The organism is Corynebacterium sp. 74A, from assembly GCF_008930665.1.
Classification (GTDB): domain Bacteria; phylum Actinomycetota; class Actinomycetes; order Mycobacteriales; family Mycobacteriaceae; genus Corynebacterium; species Corynebacterium megadyptis.
The window spans coordinates 161,284-185,241 of sequence record NZ_PQMG01000004.1; the positions used below are offsets into that span (position 1 = coordinate 161,284).

Annotated in this window: 17 protein-coding genes; 7 read left to right on the forward strand and 10 right to left on the reverse strand. The window is 63.9% G+C overall.

The genetic code is table 11. The features are described 5' to 3' along the window. Window positions 1-45 precede the first annotated feature (45 nt). On the reverse strand, window positions 46-1,107 hold the full coding sequence (locus GBB11_RS07705; RefSeq protein ID WP_151529531.1) for a Cj0069 family protein: 1,062 nt from the start codon (window positions 1,105-1,107) through the stop codon (window positions 46-48). Between the two features lie 556 nt (window positions 1,108-1,663). Between GBB11_RS07705 and GBB11_RS07710 the strand changes: the two genes are divergently transcribed. After that, window positions 1,664-2,551 (forward strand): sulfurtransferase, encoded by an 888-nt coding sequence (locus GBB11_RS07710; protein ID WP_151550087.1) that lies wholly within the window; start codon window positions 1,664-1,666, stop codon window positions 2,549-2,551. A 461-nt stretch (window positions 2,552-3,012) separates the two neighbouring features. Next, a complete protein-coding gene (locus tag GBB11_RS07715; RefSeq protein WP_151550088.1) occupies window positions 3,013-4,791 on the forward strand; it encodes an acetyl/propionyl/methylcrotonyl-CoA carboxylase subunit alpha in 1,779 nt (592 codons plus the stop codon). Window positions 4,792-4,990: 199 nt separating this feature from the next. Here the strand turns inward: GBB11_RS07715 and GBB11_RS07720 are convergent, their stop codons facing one another. From GBB11_RS07720 to prpD, 4 genes are all read right to left on the reverse strand, one after another. Then, window positions 4,991-8,401 (reverse strand): pyruvate carboxylase, encoded by a 3,411-nt coding sequence (locus GBB11_RS07720; RefSeq protein WP_151550089.1) that lies wholly within the window; start codon window positions 8,399-8,401, stop codon window positions 4,991-4,993. 457 nt (window positions 8,402-8,858) lie between these two features. Continuing rightward, window positions 8,859-10,004 (reverse strand): bifunctional 2-methylcitrate synthase/citrate synthase, encoded by a 1,146-nt coding sequence (locus tag GBB11_RS07725; RefSeq protein WP_151550090.1) that lies wholly within the window; start codon window positions 10,002-10,004, stop codon window positions 8,859-8,861. Between the two features lie 2 nt (window positions 10,005-10,006). Next, entirely contained in the window at window positions 10,007-10,927 is a 921-nt protein-coding gene (prpB, locus tag GBB11_RS07730) for a methylisocitrate lyase (protein ID WP_151550091.1), read from the reverse strand. After that, window positions 10,928-12,433 (reverse strand): 2-methylcitrate dehydratase PrpD, encoded by a 1,506-nt coding sequence (prpD, locus tag GBB11_RS07735; RefSeq protein ID WP_151550092.1) that lies wholly within the window; start codon window positions 12,431-12,433, stop codon window positions 10,928-10,930. A gap of 167 nt (window positions 12,434-12,600) precedes the next feature. Between prpD and GBB11_RS07740 the strand changes: the two genes are divergently transcribed. Next, window positions 12,601-13,923 (forward strand): short-chain fatty acyl-CoA regulator family protein, encoded by a 1,323-nt coding sequence (locus GBB11_RS07740; RefSeq protein ID WP_151550093.1) that lies wholly within the window; start codon window positions 12,601-12,603, stop codon window positions 13,921-13,923. A gap of 70 nt (window positions 13,924-13,993) precedes the next feature. Here the strand turns inward: GBB11_RS07740 and GBB11_RS07745 are convergent, their stop codons facing one another. Next, window positions 13,994-15,400, reverse strand: a complete 1,407-nt coding sequence (locus GBB11_RS07745; RefSeq protein WP_151550094.1) for an NAD(P)H-quinone dehydrogenase — start codon at window positions 15,398-15,400, stop codon at window positions 13,994-13,996. 55 nt (window positions 15,401-15,455) lie between these two features. Beyond that, entirely contained in the window at window positions 15,456-16,652 is a 1,197-nt protein-coding gene (locus GBB11_RS07750) for an amidohydrolase (RefSeq protein WP_151550095.1), read from the reverse strand. A gap of 239 nt (window positions 16,653-16,891) precedes the next feature. On the opposite strand from GBB11_RS07750, the gene GBB11_RS07755 reads away from it, so the two are divergent. After that, window positions 16,892-18,427, forward strand: a complete 1,536-nt coding sequence (locus GBB11_RS07755) for a phospho-sugar mutase (protein ID WP_151582282.1) — start codon at window positions 16,892-16,894, stop codon at window positions 18,425-18,427. On the opposite strand, the gene GBB11_RS07760 is transcribed toward GBB11_RS07755, so the two are convergent. Continuing rightward, the gene (locus GBB11_RS07760; RefSeq protein ID WP_151550241.1) at window positions 18,410-18,925 is read right to left on the reverse strand and encodes a helix-turn-helix domain-containing protein; all 516 of its coding nucleotides are present in this window, start codon (window positions 18,923-18,925) and stop codon (window positions 18,410-18,412) included. The genes GBB11_RS07755 and GBB11_RS07760 overlap by 18 nt on opposite strands. A gap of 96 nt (window positions 18,926-19,021) precedes the next feature. Next, window positions 19,022-19,657: a uracil phosphoribosyltransferase gene (gene upp / locus GBB11_RS07765; protein WP_151529546.1), complete on the reverse strand. Its 636-nt coding sequence runs from the start codon at window positions 19,655-19,657 to the stop codon at window positions 19,022-19,024. Window positions 19,658-19,733: 76 nt separating this feature from the next. Between upp and GBB11_RS07770 the strand changes: the two genes are divergently transcribed. The 3 genes from GBB11_RS07770 to GBB11_RS07780 are packed head-to-tail and all read left to right on the forward strand — an operon-like array spanning window position 19,734 to window position 22,129. Further along, the gene (locus GBB11_RS07770) at window positions 19,734-20,015 is read left to right on the forward strand and encodes a hypothetical protein (RefSeq protein ID WP_151550242.1); all 282 of its coding nucleotides are present in this window, start codon (window positions 19,734-19,736) and stop codon (window positions 20,013-20,015) included. A 5-nt stretch (window positions 20,016-20,020) separates the two neighbouring features. Further along, the gene (locus GBB11_RS07775) at window positions 20,021-20,866 is read left to right on the forward strand and encodes a C40 family peptidase (protein WP_151550243.1); all 846 of its coding nucleotides are present in this window, start codon (window positions 20,021-20,023) and stop codon (window positions 20,864-20,866) included. Between the two features lie 21 nt (window positions 20,867-20,887). Further along, entirely contained in the window at window positions 20,888-22,129 is a 1,242-nt protein-coding gene (locus GBB11_RS07780; protein ID WP_151550244.1) for a hypothetical protein, read from the forward strand. Window positions 22,130-22,162: 33 nt separating this feature from the next. On the opposite strand, the gene GBB11_RS07785 is transcribed toward GBB11_RS07780, so the two are convergent. Next, on the reverse strand, window positions 22,163-23,950 hold the full coding sequence (locus tag GBB11_RS07785; protein WP_151550245.1) for an adenosine deaminase: 1,788 nt from the start codon (window positions 23,948-23,950) through the stop codon (window positions 22,163-22,165). Window positions 23,951-23,958 lie beyond the last annotated feature (8 nt).

Below are 23,958 nucleotides of genomic sequence, written 5' to 3' on the forward strand. Positions count from 1 at the left end.
CAGCGCTTATGCGGCGCTCGAGCTATGCCCCACGGGGGCGCGCTCTTAAGCGTGCTTGGCCTCCACGCGCTTGATAGCCTCCTCGGCCACCATTTCCTGGATACCCATGTCCAGCTCGGAGGTGAAGCCCACGCAGGAGCAGTTGATCTCACCGAGCACGTAGGTGTCGCCGCCATCCTCGGCGTCGTCCAGCATGAAGTCGGCGGTCCAGATCAGCGGGATGTTGTCGCCACCGAGCTTCTCCGCGATGACCGGACGCACATCGGCGAACATGTCGATGAGCTCCTGCCACTCTTCCGGCTTGTCATAGGAGTACTTGGCGCCGGAGAAGAGGGTGGCGGAGAAGTTGTCGCCGCCTGCGGCCGGCTTCTTGTGCACCACGAACACCGGGTGCGGGCCCACCAGCAGAATGCGGATCTCGCCCTCGACGATGCGCGGCATGAAGCGCATATCGACCAGCATGCCGTTGTCGCCGATGATGTACTGCTCACAGAAGTCAATGAACTCGCCGAGCTCACGAACCTCGGTGTGGTTGTCCACGGCCTCGGTGCACTTGAGCTTGGTGTCGAGGGGCAGCTCGGTGCCGGGCTCGACGGAGGCCGCCAATTCCTTATCCTCCAGCTGCACGCGCCAGATGCCGGAGCCGGTGGAGCCGCGGTTCTGCTTGAGCACGCGCTCACCATAGGACAGGGAGGACGGGAAGGTGGAGTGGAACTTCTCCACGTCGTAGTAAGCGTAGGTATCATCCGGCACCAAGTCGGTAGAGGCGAGCTTGACCAGGGCGTCCTTGGCGCCATAGGCCATCATTTCCTCCGGGGTGGACATGCCCACCAGGCCGGCCTCCTCGGAGAGCTTGGTGAGGAGGGTGAAGTAGCCCTTCTCGCCGCCGGGGATATTGCCGGGATTGACGCGGGAAATATAGGCGTCGAAGTTCTCGGACACGTACTCAAAAAGCTGCTCGGACCACTCGGGGCGGTAAAACACCACCTCGGACTTCCAGCCCTTTTCCTTAATGGCGTTCACGATCGGCAGGGTGTCCTTGCGGTGACCGTTGAACTGCTTGTCGTTGCCGCCTTCAACCTCGAAAACGACGATACCCTTCTTCATAAGCCTAAAACTCTCCTTGTAGAGCGATTGTGAGTCGTGCATGCAGATGTGAAGATCACATAAACTGCGCTGGCTGTAGGGCGCGTGGCGCACCATACTTCAGCCGGTGCGTAATAGTCAGCAGGCCCGCTAACGACACTGCTCAGCAGCACAACGATACGTAGATGTGCGCTCGACGCGGAGGCGCTAAGAGAATTACTTCCGGGATCGAGTGCTTACTGAGCACTGTGTACGTCGTGAAACTCTCACTAAGTGAGTGCTTAATAGAGGAAAATGCCTCGACAACCATTACTCAGATAATTCTAAGGCAGCACTGTTACTTTCGCTCCACATGCCCTTAAAGCGTAATGAATGACACACTGCGCGAGTGAGAGTGATGCCCCAACTGGTGATAAAAGTAGAATGGAAGCTTCTCGAGTGTGCGGGTTCGTGCTCGCTGCCACCACTGCAGGCCACTGCCGGCAGGATGGCAGACGATGCTAGCTCCTAGCGTCGTCACGCGCTAGGCCACGGCCTCGCACACCTAACGCCCACTGTATGAGGAATGTGATTGTCCATGCCGATCCCTTTTGACCCCAACCCCGTGCTCGCGGACTATGCCCATCCGGAGAAGATCGTGTCGGCGTCCTGGTTGTCCGCACGTCTGGGCACCCCCGGGCTCCGCGTGGTGGAATCCGACGAAGACACCCTCCTCTACGACATCGGCCACGTGCCTGGGGCGGTGCGCATCGACTGGCGCGGCGAGCTCAATGATCCGCTAATCCGCGATTACATCACCGCCGAACAATTCGCCGAGCTCATGCGCTCGAAGGGCATCGCCAATGATGACACCGTGGTGATCTACGGCGATAAGTCCAATTGGTGGGCCGCCTATACCTTCTGGGTATTCACCCTCTTCGGCCACAAAGACGTGCGCCTGCTCAATGGCGGCCGCGATGCTTGGATGGCCGAGGAGCGCGACACCAGCTTCGTGGTGCCGGAGTATCCCCGCACCAACTACGAGGTGCCCGTCCGCGATGACTCCGAGCACCGCAGCCTCGTGGCCGAGGTGCGGGCCAAGCTCGGTGACACCACGCTGCTCGATGTCCGCGAGCCCGACGAGTACACCGGCGCCGCCTCCAACGCCGAGGGCTATCCCGCCGACACCGTCTCCCGTACCGGCCACATCCCCACCGCCATCAACGTGCCGTGGAATAAGGCCGTCTACGCCAATTCGCGCTTCCGCTCCCGCGAAGAACTCGCTGAGCTCTACGCCGACTACGACAAGGACGCCGACACCATCGTCTACTGCCGTCTCGGCGATCGCTCCGCGCACAGTTGGTTCGTGCTCAAGTACCTGCTCGGCTTCAGCAATGTCCGTAACTATGACGGCTCCTGGATCGAGTGGGGCAATATGATCGGCATGCCCATCGTGCACGGCGAGGAGCCGGGCACGCTCGAGTAGCGAACCCAGCGGCCGCGCGACGCTGCCGGCGCGCGCAGCAACGGCAGCTCAGCGACCTCTACTTTTGCTCACAAGACATTCCGACTAGCATCACTAGGCACACCCCGAGGACGTCTCCGACTTCCGGCTTCGCCTCGGCCGGTGTGCCTTCACTTATGCCCGTGCCTCTCACACCGCATCCGAGCCCGCGGACGCTGTGCAGGGAAAATAAGGCCACGGGAGCAGGAGTATCTGGGGTGCGCAGGTGTCCGTCTCGCCCCACACCACCTGCACGCCTTACCCGAATTTAGGTGTGGACGGTGGGGGTAATTACGAAATAACTAATCCAAGCCGCCTTTGCTTTGTTGTTAGGTGTGTAACAATGACAGGTAGCCCGACGCTATCCTCACTGCGCATGCCTGTGCATAGCGAGGATCGCACAGCAAAAACTTAAAGGTTTTCAAAACTCAGGAGGGGTTTTAGTGACCGTCGAACAAAAGAAGATCACCAAGGTGCTGGTTGCCAACCGTGGTGAGATCGCCGTCCGCGTTATCCGTGCCGCTCGCGATGCAGGAATCGCCAGCGTTGCGGTTTACGCCGAGCCTGATGCCGAGGCACCCTTTGTCGCCTTGGCCGATGAGGCATTCGCCCTCGGCGGCTCCACCTCTGCAGAGTCCTACCTGGTCTTCGACAAGATCCTCGATGCCGCCAAGAAGTCCGGCGCCGACGCCATTCACCCTGGCTACGGCTTCCTGTCGGAGAACGGCGACTTCGCCCAGGCCGTCATCGATGCCGGCCTGATTTGGATTGGCCCCTCCCCGCAGTCCATCAACGATCTCGGCGATAAGGTCACCGCTCGCCACATCGCGCTGCGCGCCGAAGCACCGATGGCTCCGGGCACCAAGGAGCCGGTCAAGGACGCCGATGAGGTGGTGGCCTTCGCTGAGGAGCACGGCCTGCCCATCGCCATTAAGGCAGCCTTCGGCGGCGGCGGCCGCGGCATGAAGGTGGCCTACAAGATGGAAGAGGTCGCCGACCTCTACGATTCCGCTACCCGTGAAGCCACTGCCGCCTTCGGTCGCGGCGAGTGCTTCGTGGAGCGCTACCTAGACAAGGCCCGCCACGTGGAGTGCCAGGTGGTGGCCGATATGCACGGCAACGTCGTGGTTGCCGGCACCCGCGACTGCTCCCTGCAGCGCCGCTTCCAGAAGCTCGTTGAGGAGGCCCCTGCCCCGTTCCTCACCGATGAGCAGCGCACCCAGCTGCATGAGTCCGCTAAGCGTATTTGTAAGGAGGCCGGCTACTACGGTGCTGGCACCGTCGAATATCTGGTGGGCTCGGATGGACTCATCTCCTTCCTCGAGGTGAACACCCGTCTGCAGGTGGAGCACCCCGTCACCGAGATGACCACCGGCCTGGACCTCGTGCGCGAGCAGTTCCGCATCGCCGAGGGCCGCGAGCTGCACATCAAGGAAGACCCCAAGCCGCGCGGTCACGCCTTCGAGTTCCGTATCAACGGCGAGGACGCTGGCTCCAACTTCATGCCGGCCCCCGGCACCGTGGTGAAGTATCACGAGCCCTCCGGCCCGGGCGTGCGCATGGACGCCGGTATCGTTCAGGGTTCCGTGATCGGTGGCCAGTTCGACTCCATGCTGGCAAAGCTCATCGTCTACGGAGAGACCCGCGAGGAGGCGCTACAGCGCTCCCGCCGCGCTCTCGCCGAGTACGTTGTTGAGGGTCTGCCCACCGTGATCCCCTTCCACGCACACATCGTGGAGAACCCCGCCTTCGTGGGCGATGGTGAAGGCTTCGACGTCTACACCAAGTGGATCGAAGAGGAGTGGGACAACCCGATCGAGCCCTACGTGGATCCCGCCGACGCCGATGAGGAAGAGGAGAAGATCCCCTCCCAGAAGGTGGTCGTGGAGATCGACGGCCGTCGCGTCGAGGTGGCCCTGCCGGGCGACATGGCTCTGGGCGGTGGCACTGGCGGCGCCAAGAAGAAGGCCAAGAAGCGTCGCGCCGGCGGCGGCAAGAAGGCTGTCTCCGGTGACGCCGTGGTCGCCCCGATGCAGGGCACCGTGATCAAGGTGAACGTGGAAGAGGGCCAGGAAGTCAACGAAGGCGACACCGTTGTGGTCCTCGAGGCCATGAAGATGGAGAACCCCGTGAAGGCCCACAAGTCCGGCACCGTGGAAGGCCTCAGCGCCGAGAACGGCTCCGGCGTGTCCAAGGGCGAGCCGCTCATGGAGATCAAGTAGTCACATACCCTCCCGCATAGCCGCGTGATGCCTCGTGCACACGCGGCTGTGTGCTGTCTAGGACGTTGTGCTGCCTGGGGAGCGGCTAGCTCACCTCGCGGCGACACGCTCTGTGGCGGCTAAGGCGGTTCGCGATAAAAACTGGCCCCTGTCCTTGCCGGACAGGGGCCAGTTCGCTTATGCGCAGCGGGCGCGGCGGCTACTCGATGACGAGGAGCAGGTCGCCGCCCTCAACCTTGGTGGGTTGTTGCAGCGCCACCCGGGTGATGGTGCCATCCACGGGGGCGGTGATGGAGGCCTCCATCTTCATGGCCTCGATCACGGCCACGGCGTCACCGGCGGAGACTTCATCGCCCACGGAGGCGTTCACGGTGACCGCACCGGCGAAGGGGGCAGCCACATGGCCCGGGTTGTTCGGGTCCGCCTGCTCGGCGGCGGCGGTGATGGATTCCACAGACCGATCGCGCACCTTGATGGGGCGGATCTGGCCATTGACATTGCACACCACGGTGCGCATACCCTTATCGTCCGGCTCGGAGATAGCGTCGAGACGCACCACGAGACTGGACTGGTTCTCCAAGCGGATCAGAGATTCCTCGCCGGACTTCAGGCCGTAGAAGAACTCGCGGTCCGTCAGCACCGAGGTATCGCCGAAGAGACGACGGTGCTCGGCGAACTCCTTGGTGGGCTGCGGGAAGAGCAGGTGGTTGAGCATCTGGCGGCGGGTATCCACATCCTCGCTGCGCAGTGCCTCCTCCGAGTCGGAGGACAGCGCCTCCAACGGGTCCTTGCCCTGGGCCCGGCCATCGAGGGCACGGCTACGCAGCGGCTCCGGCCAGCCCCCCGGAGGGGTGCCCAGCTCGCCGCGGAGGAAGGCGATCACAGAATCCGGGATGTCGTATTTCTGCGGATCCTTGGCGAAGTCCGCCGGATCTACGCCCGCGCCGACCAAGTGCAGGGCGAGATCGCCCACCACCTTCGAGGAGGGCGTCACCTTGGTGGGGCGGCCCAGCATATCGCTCACTGCTGCGTAGTAGTCCTCGATCAGCTCGAAGCGATCCGCCAAGCCCAAGGCGGTGGCCTGTGCCTTGAGGTTCGAGAGCTGCCCGCCCGGGATCTCGTGCCGGTAGACGCGGCCCGTGGGGCCGGCCAGCCCGGTTTCGAAGGGGGCATACATTTGGCGCACGGCCTCCCAGTAGGGCTCCATATCGGAGATCGCCTTCAGCGATAGCCCGGTATCGCGCTCGGTATTGGCAAAAGCCGCCACAATCGCGGAAAGCGAGGGCTGCGAGGTGGTGCCCGCCAGTGGCGCGGACGCGCCATCGACGGCATCGGCACCGGCCTCAGCCGCCGCCATATAGGTCGCCAGCTGGCCGCCAGCGGTGTCGTGGGTGTGCACATGCACCGGCAGGTCGAATTCCTTGCGCAGGGCCGACACCAGGGTGCGGGCCGCCTGCGGGCGCATCAGCCCGGCCATATCCTTGATGGCCAGGATGTGGGCGCCGGACTCCACGATCTGCTCCGCGAGCTTCAGGTAGTAGTCCAAGGTGTAGAGCGACTCATTCGGATCGGCCAGGTTGCCGGAGTAGGCCATGGCCACCTCGGCCACAGCGGTGTTGGTTTCCAGCACTGCCTCGATGGCGGGACGCATCTGCGAGACATCATTGAGCGCATCGAAGATACGGAAGATATCCACGCCCGAGCGGGCGGCTTCCTGCACGAAGGAGTGGCACACCGTGTCCGGGTAGGGGGTGTAGCCCACGGTATTGCGGCCGCGCAAGAGCATCTGGATATTCACATTCGGAATAGCCTCGCGGAGCTGATCCAGCCGCTCCCACGGATCCTCGTGAAGGAAGCGCAGGGCCACATCGTAGGTGGCGCCACCCCAGGCCTCTACAGAGAGCAACTCCGGGGTGAGATAGGACTGCGCCCGCGCGGCGTGCACCAGCGCGGACTGGCGCACTCGAGTGGCGAGCAGGGACTGGTGGGCATCGCGGAAGGTGGTATCGGTGACCGCGAGCGTGGTGTTCGCGCGCAGCTGCTCGGCGAACTTCTGCGGGCCGAGCTCCTGGAGCACATCGCGGGAACCGCGGGGGCGCTCCCCCTTGGGCACCACCGGCAGCTTCGCCTTGGCGCGGCCCACCTGGGGCGCAGCACCATTGGGCTGGTTGACGGTGACATCGGCGAGGTATTCGAGGATGCGGCTGGGCTCATCGTCGGCAGGCGGGGCCTGCAGGAGCCACGGGTGGTCCTCGATGAAGGAGGTGGAAATCCGCTTGTGCAGGAAGTCCTCCTCGCGCAGCAGGGCGCGCAGGAAGCCGATATTGGTGGCCACACCGGAGACGGTGAACTCGGCCAAAGCGCGCTGGGCGCGCGATACCGCGATGGCAAAGTTCGGGCCACGGCAGGTCATCTTCACCAATAGCGAGTCGAAGTGCGCGGTAATCTCGCCGCCCAGCATGGCGGCGCCGTCTAGGCGCACGCCCGCGCCGCCCGGGGAGCGGTAGGCGGTGATCACGCCGGTATCGGGGCGGAAACCGTTATTGGGGTCCTCGGTGGTGATACGGCACTGCAACGCCGCGCCCTCGGTGTGAATGGCGTCCTGGGTGAGTCCCAGCTGCTTCAAGGTGGCACCCGCGGCGATGCGCAGTTGAGTCTGCACGATATCTACCTGGGTGACCTCCTCGGTCACGGTGTGCTCCACCTGGACGCGCGGGTTCATCTCGATGAACACGTGCTTGCCGTTTTCGTCCACGAGGAACTCCACGGTACCGGCGCCCACATAGCCAATGGACTGACAGAACTTCACCGCATCGGCACAGATCTTCTCGCGGAGCTCTGCGCTGAGCTGCTGGGCGGGGGCGATCTCCACCACCTTCTGGTGGCGGCGCTGCAAAGAGCAGTCGCGCTCGTAGAGGTGGATGACATCACCGGTGTTATCGGCGAGGATCTGCACCTCGATGTGCTGCGGGTTAATCACCGCGCGCTCGATATACACGCTCGCATCGCCGAAGGCCGAGAGCGCTTCACGGGAGGCTTCTTCCGCGAGGGCACGCAGCTTATCGGGGCTGGGGATAAAACGCATGCCGCGTCCGCCACCGCCGGCCACGGCCTTCACAAAGATCGGGTACTCCTGCCCCTCGGCAGCAGCCACGATGTCATCGATATTGTCACTCGGTGTGGACTCCTCCAGGGTGGGCAGTCCAGCCTTGCGGGCGGCGGTGACAGCCGCGGCTTTGTCGCCGGTGAGATCGAGGATCTCGGCGGGCGGCCCCACGAAGGTGATGCCGGCATCGGCACACTTGCGGGCAAGAGTGGCGTTTTCCGAAAGGAAGCCATAGCCGGGATAGATGGCATCCGCCCCAGTTTTCTGGGCGGCGCGGATAATCTCATTCGGATCTAAGTAGGCCTTGACAGGCGCGCCTTCTTCTCCGATGCGCACGGCCTCGGTGGCATGCGAGCGGTGGAAGGAGTTGCGATCCTCGATGGGATAGACCGCCACCGTGCTGGCGTCGATCTCATAAGCGGCGCGGAAGGCACGGACCGCGATCTCACCGCGGTTGGCCACGAGCACCTTGTCAAAACTGGGCAGGGACTTATCCTGATTCATATATCTCTTTCTTGGTCGTGCGCCCGTTGTGTCGGGCATATCACACAGAGTAGTGCCTTGGAGCGCCGTACTTTGCATGCGCCGCGAAAAGCACATGGCTCCGGCGCATGTAAGGAGGAACATGCACCGGAGCCATGATCGCCTCCCTCACACATCCCACATCCTAATGTGGAACGCACCCTAAGAGCCCGTACGCCTGCGCGCCGACTGGTGTGCGGCGATAGTTCATCGCCCACAGCAGCGAAAGTGAAGTCCTAGCGGAACCCTGTCTTTGACTCGGTTATGACTGCCGTAAAGACCTGAGTGCCGCTTTTTTCTTCATCTTCCGTGTGTGCAGGAACCACCGTGTCGGCGCAGCTGCGTGATGCGTCCACTATGCCTGTGGATCTGGGAGTGAGTGAGAGACGCTACCGCCCCTCCTCGGGGGCAACCCCGGCAGGAAGGTGCGGAAGTCGTGTTATTCGACCGTCTGCGCCGGAACCTTGCGCTGCTCTTCGCCGTTGTAGGCGGAGAGCGGACGGATGAGCGAGTTGGACTCATTCTGTTCAATGATGTGCGCCGTCCACCCAGTGATCCGCGCCATCACGAAGATGGGAGTAAAGAACTCCACATCGAATCCGAGCAGGTGATAGGCCGGCCCAGAGGGGAAGTCCAGGTTCGGCTTGATGCCCGTGGCCTCATCCATGGTTCGCGCCATGATGTCGTACATCTCCACCCACTTATCGCCATCGTGGTTCTCGGCAAGCTCCCGAAACGCCGCCTCCATGGTGGGGACGCGGGAATCGCCGCGCTTGTACACGCGGTGGCCGAAGCCCATGATCAGTTCCTTATTGGCCAGGGCATCCTTCACCCACTGCTCCGCGCGAGCGGGGTCGCCGATCTGCAACATGGTGTGCATGACGGCTTCATTAGCGCCACCGTGCAGCGGCCCCTTGAGAGCACCGATGGCGCCAGTGACGGCCGAGTAAGTATCAGACATGGTGGAGGTGATCACGCGCGCCGTGAAGGTCGAGGCGTTGAAGGAGTGCTCCGCGTACAAAATGAGCGACTTATCAAAGGCCTCAATATCGGCGCGGTCATTGGCCGGGGATCCTTCCGCATCGCCGAAGACCATGTGCAGGAAATTCTCCGCGAAGCCCTTGCGTGTGGAGGGCTCGATATAGCCCTCGCCGCGGCGGCGGCGAATATCCAGGGCAATCACGGTAGGCAGCTTGGCCATAAGCTCCAGCGAGGTGCGGCGGATATGATCGGAGTCCTTGGTATAGGCCTCAGGGTCCTGGGAGCCGATATAGCTCACGGCACTGCGCAACACGTCCATGGGGTGGCAGGTGGTGGGCATCTTATTCACCAATTCGATCAGCCCGCGATCGATATGTCGCAGCGCTTTTTCGCGGATGGAGAAACGACGCAGTTCATCAGGGGTGGGCAGTTGACCATTCCACAGCAGGTAGGCCACCTCCTCGAAGCTGCAGTAGCGTGCGAGTTCCTGGACGGGGTATCCGCGGTAGGTCAGGGAGTTGGTCTCCGGCACCACCTTGGACACGGCGGTGTAGTCCACCACCACCCCGGCGAGCCCCTTGCGAATCGTGGTGTCTTGCGTCATTGTTATGCCCCACTTTCTGGGTTGGTGTAGGTGAAGATTTCTTGATCGAAGGCGTTGTACTCGGCGTAGCGCAGCAGCTCATAGAGCCGGGAGCGGTGCTGCATTCGCTCCAGCCACCCCTCCTGGGTGCCCGTCGCTGCGAGCTCCTTGAGGGCGTCTTCTACTTGGCCCATGGCGATACGCAGGGTGGTCACGGGATAGATCACGGCGTTATAGCCGATGTCCTGGAGCTGCTGGGCGGTGAGCAGCTGAGTTTTGCCGAACTCTGTCATATTCGCCAAGAGCGGGATATCGACGGCGGCGCGGAAGGCCTCGAAGTCCTGTGGCGTGGTCAGCGCCTCGCTGAAGATCATGTCGGCTCCCGCATCGGCATAGGCGCGCGCCCGGTCGATGGCGGCGTCGATTCCTTCCACTCCTGCGGCATCGGTGCGGGCACAGATGATGAAGTTCGGATCGGCGCGTTCATTCACCGCCGCCGTGATGCGGCGAACCATGAGCTCGGTCGGCACCACCTCTTTGCCATCGAGATGGCCGCAGCGCTTGGGATTGACCTGGTCTTCGAGGTGGCAGCCGGCGACTCCGGCGTTTTCCAGCTCGGCGATGGTGCGGGCCGCGGACATGGGTTCACCGAAGCCGGTGTCGGCGTCGACAAGCACCGGTAAAGACGTGCTCCGGGCAATCTGCCGCGAGCGGGCAGCCACCTCGCTGAGGGTGGTCAGGCCGATATCGGGGAGCGCGAGATCGGCGGCGACCACGGCGCCGGAGACGTAGACGCCATCGAATGCGGCGTCCTCGATAGCTCGGGCGACCAGCGGCGAGAACGCCCCGGGCAGTCGCTGCAATTCGCCGCTGCGCAAAGAGCGGGCGAAGCTGGCGCGGATATCGCGGGCAGTGGCCGCAGGTGCGAACAGTCGCTCGTTCATCTAGAACAGCCCCTTCCCCGTGTGCGGCGCTTGCGCCAGCACCTCCTCGCGAACCTGGAGATTGAGCTGATTCAGCTCAGTGCCGGAGAGATCGGCACAGTGTTGCACCGCGTCAAGGAAGCGTTCCTGCTCCCGCTTATCGACGACACCCTCTGCCAGAGTGGTGAATTTCTGGATGTAGTTCTCTCGGGCGAAGGGACGTGCGCCGAGGGGGTGGGCATCCGCGACGGCGATCTCATCCTCGATCACCTCGCCGTTGCGCAGCGTGATCACGGCGCGGGCGCCGAAGGCCTTCTCCGCGGGATCGGTGGAGTGATAGCGGCGGGTCCACTCGGGATCTTCCACTGTGGAGATCTTGTGCCACAGCTCGATGGTCTCTGGGCGGTGGGCGCGCTCGGGAGCATAGGAGCGCTCGTGGTGCCAATCGCCGTCCTCTAGGGCCACGGCGAAGATGTACATGATCGAATGATCGAGGGTTTCTCGGGAGGCATCGGGATCGAACTTTTGCGGGTCATTCGCACCTGAGCCGATCACATAGTGAGTGTGATGGCTGGTGTGCAGCACAATGGACTCGATCTCAGAGAGATCGGCGATGCGCTCGCGCATCCGGCGCGCAAGATCAATGGGCGCCTGGGATTGATACTCCGCGGAGTGCTCCTTAGTGAAGGTATCGAGAATGGCCCGCTTCGGCTCGCCCTTCTCCGGGAGCGGCACCTGGTAGGTGTGCTCCGGCCCAGAGAGCAACCAGGCGATCACGCCATCCTCGCCCTCCCAAATGGGTGCTGGGGCGCCCTCGCCGCGCATCGCCCGATCCACCGCTTCGACGGCCATCTTGCCGGCGAAGGCCGGGGCGAAGGCCTTCCAAGAGGAGATGAGCCCCTTGCGTGATTGGCGAGTGGCCGTGGTGGTGTGCAGGGCCTGCCCGATGGCCTGGTAGATGGTCTCCTCGTCCAAGCCGAGCAGCGTGCCAAGCCCGGCAGCGACGGACGGGCCGAGATGGGCAACGTGGTCGATCTTGTGCTCATGCAGGCACATGCCTTTGACGAGGTCCACCTGCACCTCATAGGCGGTGGCAATACCGGCAATGAGCTCCGCGCCCGAGCGGCCCGTGTGCTGGGCTACGGCCACCAGGGCGGGAATATTATCGCCGGGGTGAGAATACTCAGCGGCAAGGAAGGTGTCGTGGAAGTCGAGCTCGCGCACCGCCACGCCATTGGCCCACGCGGCCCATTCGGCGCTATAGGAGCCGGGGATGCCGAAGACCTGGGCGCCGCCGGTGGTGACGGCATGCGCCTCGGCCTGGCGGCGGGCCACGGTCACGGGGCGGCGGGCCACGGAGGCCGCGCTCACGGCCGCGTTGTCGATGAGGCGGTTGATGATCATTTCCTCAACGTCTGCCTCGATGGCCACGGGGTCCGCGGCGAGCGCTGCGATTTTGGCCGCGAGATGCTCGTCTCGCGGAAATTCTTCAGCGGAGCGGTAGGTCCGCACATCATGGATCTTCATGTCACTTCTCCCTGAGGGGTCGTGCCGTATGGGGTACCGCTAACGCTAGGGCGAAAAATGTTTCTCCGGTCACAGTAAAAGGTGAAAATTTTTGCAGACTTACCTCGGCTGTTTTGTAAACCCTGTAAAATACCCTGTTAGGTGCATACATAGCGAGGCAGGTAGTCATGGATAAACTTTTTGCGGGGGTACGGATTCGGGCGCTGCGTTCCGCCCGCCATCTCACCCAGGCGCAGATGGCGCGGTTGCTCGGAATCTCCACCAGCTATCTCAACCAATTAGAAAACGACAAACGCCCGCTCACCGCGCCGCTGCTGATCTCCTTGGCACAGCACTTCTCGGTGGGTGTGGACTACTTCTCCACCGATAGCGCCTATCGCCATATCGACGGGCTCAAAGAGCGCATCGCGCATGCTCCAGACATCGCGGTGAGCGATAATGAGCTCTACGAGATCGCCACCCACCATCCGGAATTCACAACCGCGCTGCTGCGCACCCCGCGGGATGAGGACGACAGCGCCTCGAACCCCTACGAGACTGTGCGCGATCTCTTTTATGCCCACCACAACCACTTCCCCGCTATCGAGGAGGAGGCCGAATCTCTCGCCGCGAGCCTCGGATCCGGCTCGCTGCGGAGCATGAACCTGGCCAAACGCCTCGCCGAGGACGCGGGGATCAGCGTCCGCTTCAATCATCATCACGTGGGCCCCAAGCGGCAGCTCAGCGCCCATCGGGAACTATGCCTGCGCAGCGATCTCTCCGCTGCGCAGCTCTGTTTCGAAATGGCCCTGCAATATGGGCTGATCGTGCTGGATCCGCTCTTTGGCCGCATCGCCGACACGCTGCCAGAGAGCACCCGCAACGTGGCGCGGCTGGGCTTGGCCCAGTACTTCGCCTCTGCCGTCACCCTGCCCTATGGAGAGTTCCTCGCCCAGGCCGAGCAGCTCAACTATGACATCGAGGCCCTCGGGGTCCGCTTTGGCACCTCCTTCGAGGCCACCTGCCACCGCTTATCCACCCTGCAACGCCCCGGCGCGCACGGGGTCCCCTTCTTCTTCATTCGCACCGATAGAGCAGGCAATATTTCGAAGCGCCAATCCGCAACGTCGTTCCACTTCTCCCACAGTGGCGGCAGCTGCCCGCTCTGGGTCATCCACCGCGCCTTCGACACCCCCGAGACCATCGTGCGCCAGGTCGCGGCCATGCCGGATGGCCGCGCTTACCTGTGGATCGCGCGCACCATTACGCGCCGGGCGACGAGCTTTAGCCACCACCCTGCCCAGTTCGCCATTGGCTTGGGCTGCGATATCACCCACGCGGATCGCTTGGTGTACTCCCACGGGTTGAATCTCTCCCCAGACGCGGCCACCCCTATCGGCCCTGGCTGCCGGAGCTGCTCGCGGCCCGAATGCAATCAGCGGGCCTTCCCCTATGCCCGCTCTCGCGTGGAGATTGATCTCTCTCAGTCGGCTCGTTTCCCCTACGCCTAGCGCCCTCAGAACGCAGCGAACCCCGAGATACGCAGCGCATCTCGGGGCTCGCTAAAGGTCTGCGGGCGTGTTACTCCAGATCGTCGTGCTGCACCAGCTGGCGGGCAGCCTCGGTGATAGAGCCAGACAGCGTCGGATACACGGAGAAGGTATCGGCCAGATCGGACACCGTGAGGTTGTGGTTCACGGCGAGCGCAATGGGCAGGATCAGCTCGGAGGCGGTGGGGGCCACCACGACGCCGCCGATGACGAGGCCGGAATTCTTCCGGCAGAAGATCTTGACGAAGCCATAGCGCAGGGCGCGCATCTTGGCGCGCGGGTTAGTCGACAGCGGCAGCTTGATTTGGCGGGCGGCCACCTCGCCGGACTCGAGCTGCGCCTGGGTGATACCCACAGCGGCGATCTCAGGGCGGGTGAACACTGCGCTGGCGACCGTCTTCAAGCGAATCGGGTTCACGCCCTCGCCGAGGGCGTGGTACATGGCGATGCGCCCCTGCATAGCGGCCACGGAGGCCAGCGGGAAGAGGTCGGTGCAGTCGCCGGCGGCGTAAATGCCGGTAACGGAGGTGCGGGAGACGCGATCGACCATGATGTGGCCGGAGCGGGCTACCTCGACCCCGATGCGATCCAGGCCGAGATCCTTGGTATTGGGCACGGAACCGACGGTCATCAGGGCGTGCGAGCCCTCGATTTCGCGTCCATCAGAGGTGCGCACGATAACGCCCTCGCCGGTGTTGGTCACGCTATCTACGCGGGCGTGCTTTTCCAGCTTCACGCCGCGCTCTGCGAGCACGTCCTCGAGCGTATCGGCGGCGTCGGCATCATCGTGGGGCAGAATGCGGTCGCGGGACGCCACCATCGTCACCTGCACACCCATCTCGGCGAAGGCGGAGACGAACTCAGCACCGGTCACACCGGAACCGACCACGATGAGGTGCTCGGGAAGTTCTTTTAGGTCATAGATTTGGCGCCAGTCCAAGATGCGCTCTCCATCCGGCACGGCACCGGGCAGCACCCGCGGGGAGGCGCCGGTGGCGATGAGCACGAGATCGCTCTCGAGCACCTCTTCCTCCCCTTCGGCGGTGTGCACCTTCACGAAGTGGGTGGCATGCTTGGGGGCGCTATCGTCGAACTCGGCGCGGCCGTTGATCACGCGCACCCCGGCGCGCTCGAGCTGGGTGCGGATGTCATGGGACTGTGCCTTCGCCAGGTCCAGCACACGTTTATTGGCGGCGCCGAGAGAAAAGAGCACGGTATCGCCGGTATCCACCAGCTTCATGTCGTCGGCACGGCGCAGGTCCGTTTTGACGCTGGTGGTGGAGATAAAGGACTTCGAGGGCACACAGTCGAAGAGCACCGCGGAGCCGCCGGCTCCTTGATCCTCGATGAGCGTGATCTCGGCACCGTATTTGGTGCCGGCGAGAGCGGCTTCGTAGCCGGCGGGGCCGCCGCCGATAATGACAATGCGCTTAGACAAAATTCCTCCGTGCAGACGATTGTGAAACTATGGGTGGCTTCAGTCTAACGAAACCTTAAGGAATCTCAGGGTTACTGGCCCCAGTATCGGTGGCGAGGTAGCGTTTCAGGATCGCGGCGAAAAGGCGGATGCCCACCGAGATGGCGCGCTCGTCCACCACCAGATCGCCTTGGTGCAAATCTCCCGGGGTGCCGGTGCCGTCCCAGCAGCCCAGCCGCGCCATGGAGCCGGGCACGTGCTCGAGATACCAAGAGAAATCCTCGCCACCGGAGGATTGGGGAGCTTCCACTACCGCGTGCGGATCCACGCTCGTGGCGGCGTCGGCAAGCACAGCCGTGGCCACATCATCGTTAACCACGGGCGGTACCCCGCGCACATAGCGCACCTGCGCCTCGCAGCCGGTGGGCGCCACCACCTGTTGGATCAGCTCCTCCATGAGCGGCTGCATCATGCGCCAGACCCGAATATCGGCGGTGCGCACCGTGCCCAAGAGCACCCCGTGCTGAGGCAGAGCATTGGCAGCGAAACCCGCCTTGACCGAGCCGAAGGCCAACACCGTGCCGGAGCGCGGATCAACCCCGCGCGACAAGAGTCCCGGCAGCTGGGTAACGAGCGCACCCAAGGCGTAAACCACATCCTCGGTCAGGTGCGGGCGTGCCGAGTGCCCGCCGTGCCCAGAGACCGTGATGGTGAGGCTATCGGCCGCCGAGGTGATCGCCCCGGTACGCACCCCCACCTTGCCCACCTTCAACTTCGGTTCCACGTGCAGGGCGTAGATACTTCCCACTCCCTCGAGAGCACCATAGGAGATCACCTCGGGGGCGCCGCCTTCCAGTACCTCCTCGGCAGGCTGGAAAATGAAGCGCACCCCGAGGTTGAGGTCGAAGCTGCTTAAGGCGCAGGCCGTGGCCAAGGCGATGGTGGTGTGCACATCGTGGCCGCAGGCGTGCATATAGCCCTGCTTCTCGGAGGCGAAATCGAGGCCCGTGATCTCGGTGATGGGCAGCGCATCGATATCGGCGCGGAAGGCCAGCTTCTCGCCGGTATCGGGGCCGAGATCCACCCGCAGCCCCGTATCGGGGAAACGCACCGGCTCTAATCCATAGGAGCGCAGCACCTGCTCGAGGAAGTCGGTGGTCTCGTACTCGCGGTGCGATAACTCTGGGTGGCTGTGGAGATGACGGCGCCAGCTAAGCACCACATCATGGTGCTCCTCGATCCAGCCCTGTACATGACTCCACACATCGCTCACGCGACTCCGTCCCTCCTCGCGGCAACAAACAATCCTTGAACTCTTCTTCCATTACACACTAGCGGCTTTGCCGTACCAGAACGTGGGGTAATAACGCTAGGCTCAACATAGGACCCCTTCCGCAAGCAGCTAAAGGATAGTCAGTCGTGGAATCCCGCCCCTCCGACCCCCACTCCGCTGCCCCTCTGGTCTATGGCACCACCGGTTTCCGCGCCCCCGTCGGGCCAGGACCACGGCAGATGAACATCACTCTCATCACCCGCTTGGCCGCGGCCTTCGCCGCCTGGCTGCCCAGTCACACCACGCAGCGCACCACCCCGCCCAGCCGCTTCGCGGACGACTCCCCTTCCGAAGAACCCGGGATTGGCCGGCTACTCCACGCCACCGACGCCCCCATTCGCGTGGTGGTGGGCTGGGACACCCGCTATGGCTCATCCGCCTTCGCCCAAGCCGCCGCCGAAGTGTGTGCTGGGGCCGGCTTCGAAGTGACACTACTGCCCCAACCCACCCCCACCCCGCTCATCCCATTTTTGATACACACTCGCTGCTTCGATGGCGGCATCCAGATCACCGCCTCCCACAATCCGGCCGTGGACAATGGCTGCAAGCTCTACACCCGCGACGGGCGGCTGCTCTCCACCGATAGGGCGGCGGAGATCACCGCGTTGATGGAGGATATGCCGCCGGCACCCGAGATCCCGCGGGTGCATGTGCGCCCCACCCAGGATCAACTGCGCCGCTATGTGGACTATGTGGTGGATCTGGTGGATCCCGGCGCGGATGATCGGCTGCGCGTGGCCACCGAGCGCGCCGGACTGACGGTGGTCTACACCGCGATGCATGGGGTGACCGGCCGCGTTTTGCACCAATGCCTGCAGTCAGCGGGGTTCGCGCTGTGCTATCCGGTGTTGAGCCAGCAACATCCCGACCCCACCTTCCCCACCCTCGCCTTCCCCGATCCGGAGGAGCCCAGCGCGGTCGAGCAGGTGCTCGAGCTCGCCGCCGACCACGACGCCGACCTCATCATTGCCCTCGATCCGGACGGGGATCGCTGCGGCATCGGTATCAAAACCGCCGCCGGTACCCACCGCATGCTCAGCGCGGACGAGCTGGGGCCGCTGCTGGCTACCCGGCTGGTCTCCGATGCTCATGCGGGCGCGCCGGCCCCAGTCGTGGCCACCACCCGAGTGTCCTCGCACCTCTTGAAGTCTCTGGCCGCCGCGCGGGGCTGGGACTATCAGGAATCCGCCACCGGTTTTAAGAACATGACCCAAACCGCGGACGATCGCCTCGGCCAGCTCGTCTTCGCCTATGAGGAAGCCCAAGGTTTTTGTGTCGATCCGGCGCGCGTGCCGGACAAGGATGGACTAGCCACGGCGCTGATTACCTGCGCCTGGGCGGCCGAGCTGAACATGCATGGCTCCTCTCTTGAGCAGGAGCTGATGACGCTGCACAAGCGCCATGGCTACTATGCCAGCCGCAAAGTCATCATCCGCACCTCCGATCCGCAGACCTTGCTGGAGGAGGCCGCCGCCGCGCCGCCGCGGCAACTGGCCGATATTCCCCTCCGTCCCCTGCCGCTACTCGACGATCAAATCATTGGATGGAGCGGCAGCGGCGAGGCTGGGCGGGTGCGCATTCTGGCCCGCACCTCCGGCACGGAGAGCAAAGCCAAAATCTATATCCACGTCTCTGGAACTAACTCAGCGGAGCAGTCGGAGACACTGGCCACCCGTATCGTCGGCGAGTTGCGGGAGCTACTCGGACGCCTCTAGCTCTGCGGTCTCGGCGGCATCCGCGTCATCCGCAGCATCCTCTCGCGCCTTGATCTTTAGCCGCGCCTGCTGCCGGAGAACATAGAGCGGATGGAACTCATCCACGAAGCGGGGATCATCGCCGTCAATGATCACGTGCGAGCCATCGAAGGGCAGCACGTCCTCAGGCTCGCGCGGCCACACCACATCCACCTCGCTGGGCAGGGACTCTGTGGCCCGGCAGAGCCGGCGGGGCGGGGTGGTGGCATCGGGAAGCAGCACCGCGAGAGGCACGTGGAGGGCACGGGCGATGCGATAGATGGTGGCGAGCTGCGGATTGGCGCTGCCATTTCGGGAGGACACCCCGCGTTCGAGCCCGACCACCGCATTGCGGTGCACCCCGGCGAGCTCGGCGAGGCGTTCTTGGCTGATATCGCGCATGGCGCGCAATGTGCGCACCCGCTGGCCGAGCGCCACAGCATAGCTCGGCCAGTAAATTACGTTATCGTCATCAGCCATCAAAAAGACTCTGCCTACGCAAGCGGGCAGAGTCTGCACACCATGGTGTGCATGCCCCACGAGAGTGAGGAGCACCACCATGGGGTGGGCGGGTTTTTAGAGGTCGATGTTGCGCGGACCGTAGAGGCGATCGCCGGCGTCACCCAAACCGGGCACGATATAGGCGTCCTCGTTTAGCTCGGGGTCGATGGTGGCGGTGACGAGCCGCACGGGCAGTCCGGAATCGGCGAGCGCCTGCACCCCGGGCTGCGCCGAGACCATGCACACGGCGGTGATGTCGGTGGCGCCGCGGGCATGCAGCAAGCGGATGGCGTGCAACAACGACCCACCGGTAGCGAGCATGGGATCCACCACGAACACCGGCTGGTCGGTGAGATCCTCGGGCAGTGCCTCCAGATAGGGCACCGGCTCATGGGTCTCTTCATCGCGAGCCAAGCCGATGAAGCCCACCTGGGCATCGGGGATCATGGACAGGGCCGGGTCGATCATGCCCAGTCCGGCGCGGATGACGGGGACGATGATCGGCGGGTTTTCCAGGCGCGCCCCCTCCGCCACGGCCACCGGAGTGTGGCAGTCGAAGGTTTCTACCGGCACGTCGCGGCAGGCTTCGTAGATGAGCATTGCTCCGAGATCGCGGAGCGCGGCGCGGAAGGTGGCGTTGTTGCTGCGCTTATCCCGCATGATGGTCAGTCGGGCTGCGACGAGCGGGTGGTCAATAACCTTGGTCTCCATACGTTCCAGAATAGAACAGTGCCCCTGATCGCCGACGAGGGGAACCATCACGGGTGTGCGCAACGTCTAGATGAGCATGACTGACCTCATGTGCACCCCCAGCTATGCCCGCTCATTGCTGCGCGATCTCCTCACCGCGGCAGCCACCACCACCCCAGCAGCACCACCGGCGCTGGCCCCAACCCCTGGGATGGAGCGCTTCACCGCCGCCCTCGCCCGCGCCACGGCCGCCACCGGGCAGCGCAGCCAGCAGCTCGCCCACTACTGCGAACAGCGCGCCCAAGATACAGCCGGGCATCTTCGTTCTATTGAGCTTGTCGACGCCGAACTCGCCGCATCACTGAACAGGCAGGTCTGAGGCTGATGTTTCAGGTACTCAACCAGCTCGCCGCCCTGCTGCCCAGCCCTGCTCTGCCCCACGAGTTCGGCGAGGTGACGGATATCTCCGCCGCCCAGCGTCTTGCTCCCATGTTCGGCGCCGAGCCCCACCGTCTCACTCACGCCGCCGGCGCCCTGCATGCGGAAAAGGCGGAGCTGCAGCAGATCATGGCCATTGCCCAGCCGATCATTGCTCGCGCCAGCACCGATCTCGTGGACCTGGCCCAGCACTATCTCACAGATGTCACCCGGCTTGCGCCCCAGATGCTCAGCCCCCACCCGGCACAACACCTCGCCGCCGCCCAGGCCCTCGCGGCTCTCTCCCCGGCCACCCTCGCGGCGGCGGGGCAGCGCACGCAGCAGCTCGAGGCGGAGCTGGCACAACCCACCGCCCAGCTGGAGCATATCGCGCAGCGCGGCCCGCTCGATCTGGACCAAGCTCCCGACTCTGCGGCAGGTGGTGTGGGCGGCGAGACGGCGTCGACAAGCACCGCGGGAGCGCGTGCCGTGGCGGCTGCGGAATCCCAGCTGGGCACGCCCTATGTGTGGGGCGGTACCACCCCAGATGGTTTTGATTGCTCTGGGCTGGTGCAGTGGTCCTATGCCCAGGCCGGTGTGGAGCTGCCGCGGATGGCGCATGAGCAGGCGGTGGGCCGGCAGGTCGGCGCCGATGAGCTGCAGCCGGGCGATCTCGTGGTGTGGGATGGGCATGTGGCCATGTATACCGGCGAGGGCATGATGATCGAGGCCGGCGACCCGGTGCAGAAGAACCCGGTGCGCACCACCAACATGGGGATGGGGTTTCTAGGGTTCTATCGCCCCACCTCCTAAGGCTCGACTAGGCTTTAGCGCATGACTTCTTCCTCCTCCGAGGCACAACAGACGATTATTCCTATAAAGATTGCGCTCACAGAAGGGGACTTCTACACCCTGTGGGCGCCGGCCTACCGCGAACACGGCAGCGTCTGGCAGGCGTTTTTGGGAGATGATGACAATGTCTTCTTCTTCCACTCCCCCGCCGAGCTCCTCGCCTATATCTCGGCCCATCCCCACCACGATCTGTCGAATCACCCGCGCTGGTCGAGTTTCCAATCCAAGCCGGAGGCCCGCGTGGTGCCGGATGATTCCGGCTACGCCGATGTGGTGGGCGTGCCCGCGCTGCTCGCCGAGCGCCCCAGCCACAACGCCGTATCGGGCACTGCCCGCGCCCTGCGGGTGGCGCGCTCGCTGGGAGAGGTCCTCGCCGATGTGACGGTGACCTCCTTCTTCTCTGGGCACTCTGTGCTGGACAATCTGGATCGCGGCTCGGATCATTACATCGGTGAGCAGGGCGCAGAGGAATGGACCGGCGTGGGCCGCGTGGTGCTCAACAGCTGGAATGATGTGGTAGATGCCCTCGACGGCCACGTATTCACCCCCGAGGTCGATGACAACGCCGTGGCCGAGGCCGAGACCGCCATCGCCGCCTCCCAGGAGCGTATTGCGGAGGAAAAGGCCGCCGCCGAGGCTAAGCGCAAGGAAGAGGCCGAGGCCGCCGACCCCTATGACAGCACCGTGTGGGCCGCCGCCGGTATCGATCCGGTGAAAATCAGCATTGAAGGCCGCACCCTGTATACGCTGCGCACCTACGTGGAAGGCCGGCCGGTGTTCCTGGGTAAATACGGCGAGATCTTCACCTTCAATAACCGCAAAACCATGCCCCGCTGGCTGGCTGAGCACGGCGATCATGACCTCGCCAAGCTCTCCACCTGGGAGACCGTGATGACGGAGGTCAATGGCGGCACCCTCGAGGTCACCGTGCACGAGGACAACTCCTATTCCTTCACCGGCCTCGAGGACGATATCCGCAAGGGCCCCAAGGAAGTGGATACCGAGCAGATGCGCCGCGCCTATGAGCTGCTGGCGGATGCTGCCGACTGGGCCGCCGATGACTCGCTCAACTCCATCCTGCTGGCCCGCCCCAGCCTGCAGGACTACATATCCTATATGCTCGGCGGCGCCTCGAACTATGTGCCGGATGCGCCCTTTAGCAAGGAAGCCGAAGGCTGGAAGGCCCTCACTGAGACCCTCACCCAGCGCTTCAGCAAGTTCTAACCCCGTGGCGCCAGCGCCTGCGGGGCTTATGCCTTAGACGCGGCGCCACCCAATCTGCCCATCGTGATCGACACGGCGCGCCCTGGACTGCACACCCTGCGGCGGCTCCGACACGGTGGGCTCATCCATGTCCTCCTCATCGCCGGAGGCGTCTGCGCCCTCCACGTCCTCTCCGATGAGCGCGGCGAGCTCGCTGGCGTCCACCCGGTAGCCGCCATAGCGGCTACGCTCATCCTCGGCATCGGGGCGAAAGATCGGCAGGATATCGTGTTCGGCCTTGATGGGGCGGCCCGCCACCTGAGAGAGCTCATCGAGCATAGCGAGGCTATCGCGTAGCAGCAGCCACAGCCGCGCCCGGTGCGCCCCGTCCAGCGCCACGTGGTGCGTCACAAGATAGGTGCGCGTCAGCATATCGACGCGCTCCTCAATATCCTCGACCCGTTCCGGAGAGAGCCCAGCCAGCTCCTGGTTCATATCGCCCCAGAAGGGCGTGACCCTGAGCTGTTCCACCACCAGCAGCGGCATGGCCTCGCCCTCGCCATAGGAGCCCCCCTCCTCAGAATCCGCCGTGGACATGGGCACAACGCCCGCGCCTGAGTCGCCGGCCGCGCCGCGCACAAGGTGGGCGGTGTCGTTGTCCCCGAGATCCGCAGCGCCGACCAGCTCCGCATCGACTGCGGCACCGGCGGTGGCGAGATACGCGGCATAGGCCTCCCGTGCCTCGTTCATGCGCGGATCGATATAGTCCACGAGGATCACATCGCGCACCTCCCGCTGCAAGAAGGCGGCCTCCATGGAGATAAGGGTGATATCGCGCAGATCCTCGAAGCTCAGGCCGCACTTCTCGACCAGATACATCATCTCATCGGTCTGGGTAACACCCGAGACCAACCGGTTATCGGTGTTGATGGCGCAGGCGAAGCCGCGGTTGAATAGTTCGGCGAAGGGATGCACCTGGCCGTGGGCGACCGCGCCCGTCTGGTAGTTCGAGTGGGGGCATAGCTCTAGGCAAATCTCGTTGTCGTAGATATAGCGCGCGACGGGATCGGTGGTGAGTTCTTCATCCCCGGGAAGCACATCCATCAGCCGCACCCCGTGGCCGATACGACGTGCTCCCAGCTCCAGGGCCTCGCGGATGGAATCCACCCCAGCGGCCTCGCCCGCGTGAATGGTCACGGGCACAAAGTGACGGCGCAGCAGCTCGAAGGCCTCGCGGAAGCGCGAGGCCGGAAAACCATCCTCCGGGCCGGCAAGATCGAAGCCCACCACCATGCCTTCGACCGAGCCTGGGTGGTAGTTGTCCACGGTCAGCTGCGCCACCTCCAGCACGTTGTTCTGCTGGCGCATGCCGCAGAGGATCAGCCGCACCACAATGCTCACGCCGCATTCGTCGAGCATGACGGTGGCCGTCTTGATCCCGGCGATGGCGGCGTCCACCACCTCCTGCATGCTCAGCCCCTTCTGCGTGTGCAGCTCAGGGGCGAAGCGCAGCTCCGCGTACACGCAATTGTCGGCGGCCAGCTGAAACACGGCGTCCTTGGCCACAGCAGCGATGGAGGCGGCGTCTTGCATCAGGGCTACGGTGTGGGCAAAACACTCGAGATAGCCCGCGAGACTACCCGCATTGGACTTCTGCTCAAACCACTGCGCCAGCGCCTCCGGTGTGAGTTCCGGCAGCTCATAGCCCTGCTCGGCAGCGAGACTCACCATAAGATCAGGGCTTAAACCACCATCGAGGTGATCGTGAAGGGATACTTTCGGCAGCTGCTGCACGATCTCACGCGGCGGCGGCGGAAGAGGAGAGGACGTGGGGTTGATCATGGTCACAT

What these genes read in the sequence shown, in the direction of transcription:
- GBB11_RS07705 (WP_151529531.1), bottom strand. Translation starts at nt 1,107, where the DNA reads ATGAAGAAGGGTATCGTCGTTTTCGAGGTTGAAGGCGGCAACGACAAG.
- GBB11_RS07710 (WP_151550087.1), top strand. Translation starts at nt 1,664, where the DNA reads ATGCCGATCCCTTTTGACCCCAACCCCGTGCTCGCGGACTATGCCCAT.
- GBB11_RS07720 (WP_151550089.1), bottom strand. Translation starts at nt 8,401, where the DNA reads ATGAATCAGGATAAGTCCCTGCCCAGTTTTGACAAGGTGCTCGTGGCC.
- GBB11_RS07725 (WP_151550090.1), bottom strand. Translation starts at nt 10,004, where the DNA reads ATGACGCAAGACACCACGATTCGCAAGGGGCTCGCCGGGGTGGTGGTG.
- prpB (WP_151550091.1), bottom strand. Translation starts at nt 10,927, where the DNA reads ATGAACGAGCGACTGTTCGCACCTGCGGCCACTGCCCGCGATATCCGC.
- prpD (WP_151550092.1), bottom strand. Translation starts at nt 12,433, where the DNA reads ATGAAGATCCATGATGTGCGGACCTACCGCTCCGCTGAAGAATTTCCG.
- GBB11_RS07740 (WP_151550093.1), top strand. Translation starts at nt 12,601, where the DNA reads ATGGATAAACTTTTTGCGGGGGTACGGATTCGGGCGCTGCGTTCCGCC.
- GBB11_RS07755 (WP_151582282.1), top strand. Translation starts at nt 16,892, where the DNA reads ATGAACATCACTCTCATCACCCGCTTGGCCGCGGCCTTCGCCGCCTGG.
- GBB11_RS07760 (WP_151550241.1), bottom strand. Translation starts at nt 18,925, where the DNA reads ATGGCTGATGACGATAACGTAATTTACTGGCCGAGCTATGCTGTGGCG.
- upp (WP_151529546.1), bottom strand. Translation starts at nt 19,657, where the DNA reads ATGGAGACCAAGGTTATTGACCACCCGCTCGTCGCAGCCCGACTGACC.
- GBB11_RS07770 (WP_151550242.1), top strand. Translation starts at nt 19,734, where the DNA reads ATGACTGACCTCATGTGCACCCCCAGCTATGCCCGCTCATTGCTGCGC.
- GBB11_RS07775 (WP_151550243.1), top strand. Translation starts at nt 20,021, where the DNA reads ATGTTTCAGGTACTCAACCAGCTCGCCGCCCTGCTGCCCAGCCCTGCT.
- GBB11_RS07780 (WP_151550244.1), top strand. Translation starts at nt 20,888, where the DNA reads ATGACTTCTTCCTCCTCCGAGGCACAACAGACGATTATTCCTATAAAG.
- GBB11_RS07785 (WP_151550245.1), bottom strand. Translation starts at nt 23,950, where the DNA reads ATGATCAACCCCACGTCCTCTCCTCTTCCGCCGCCGCCGCGTGAGATC.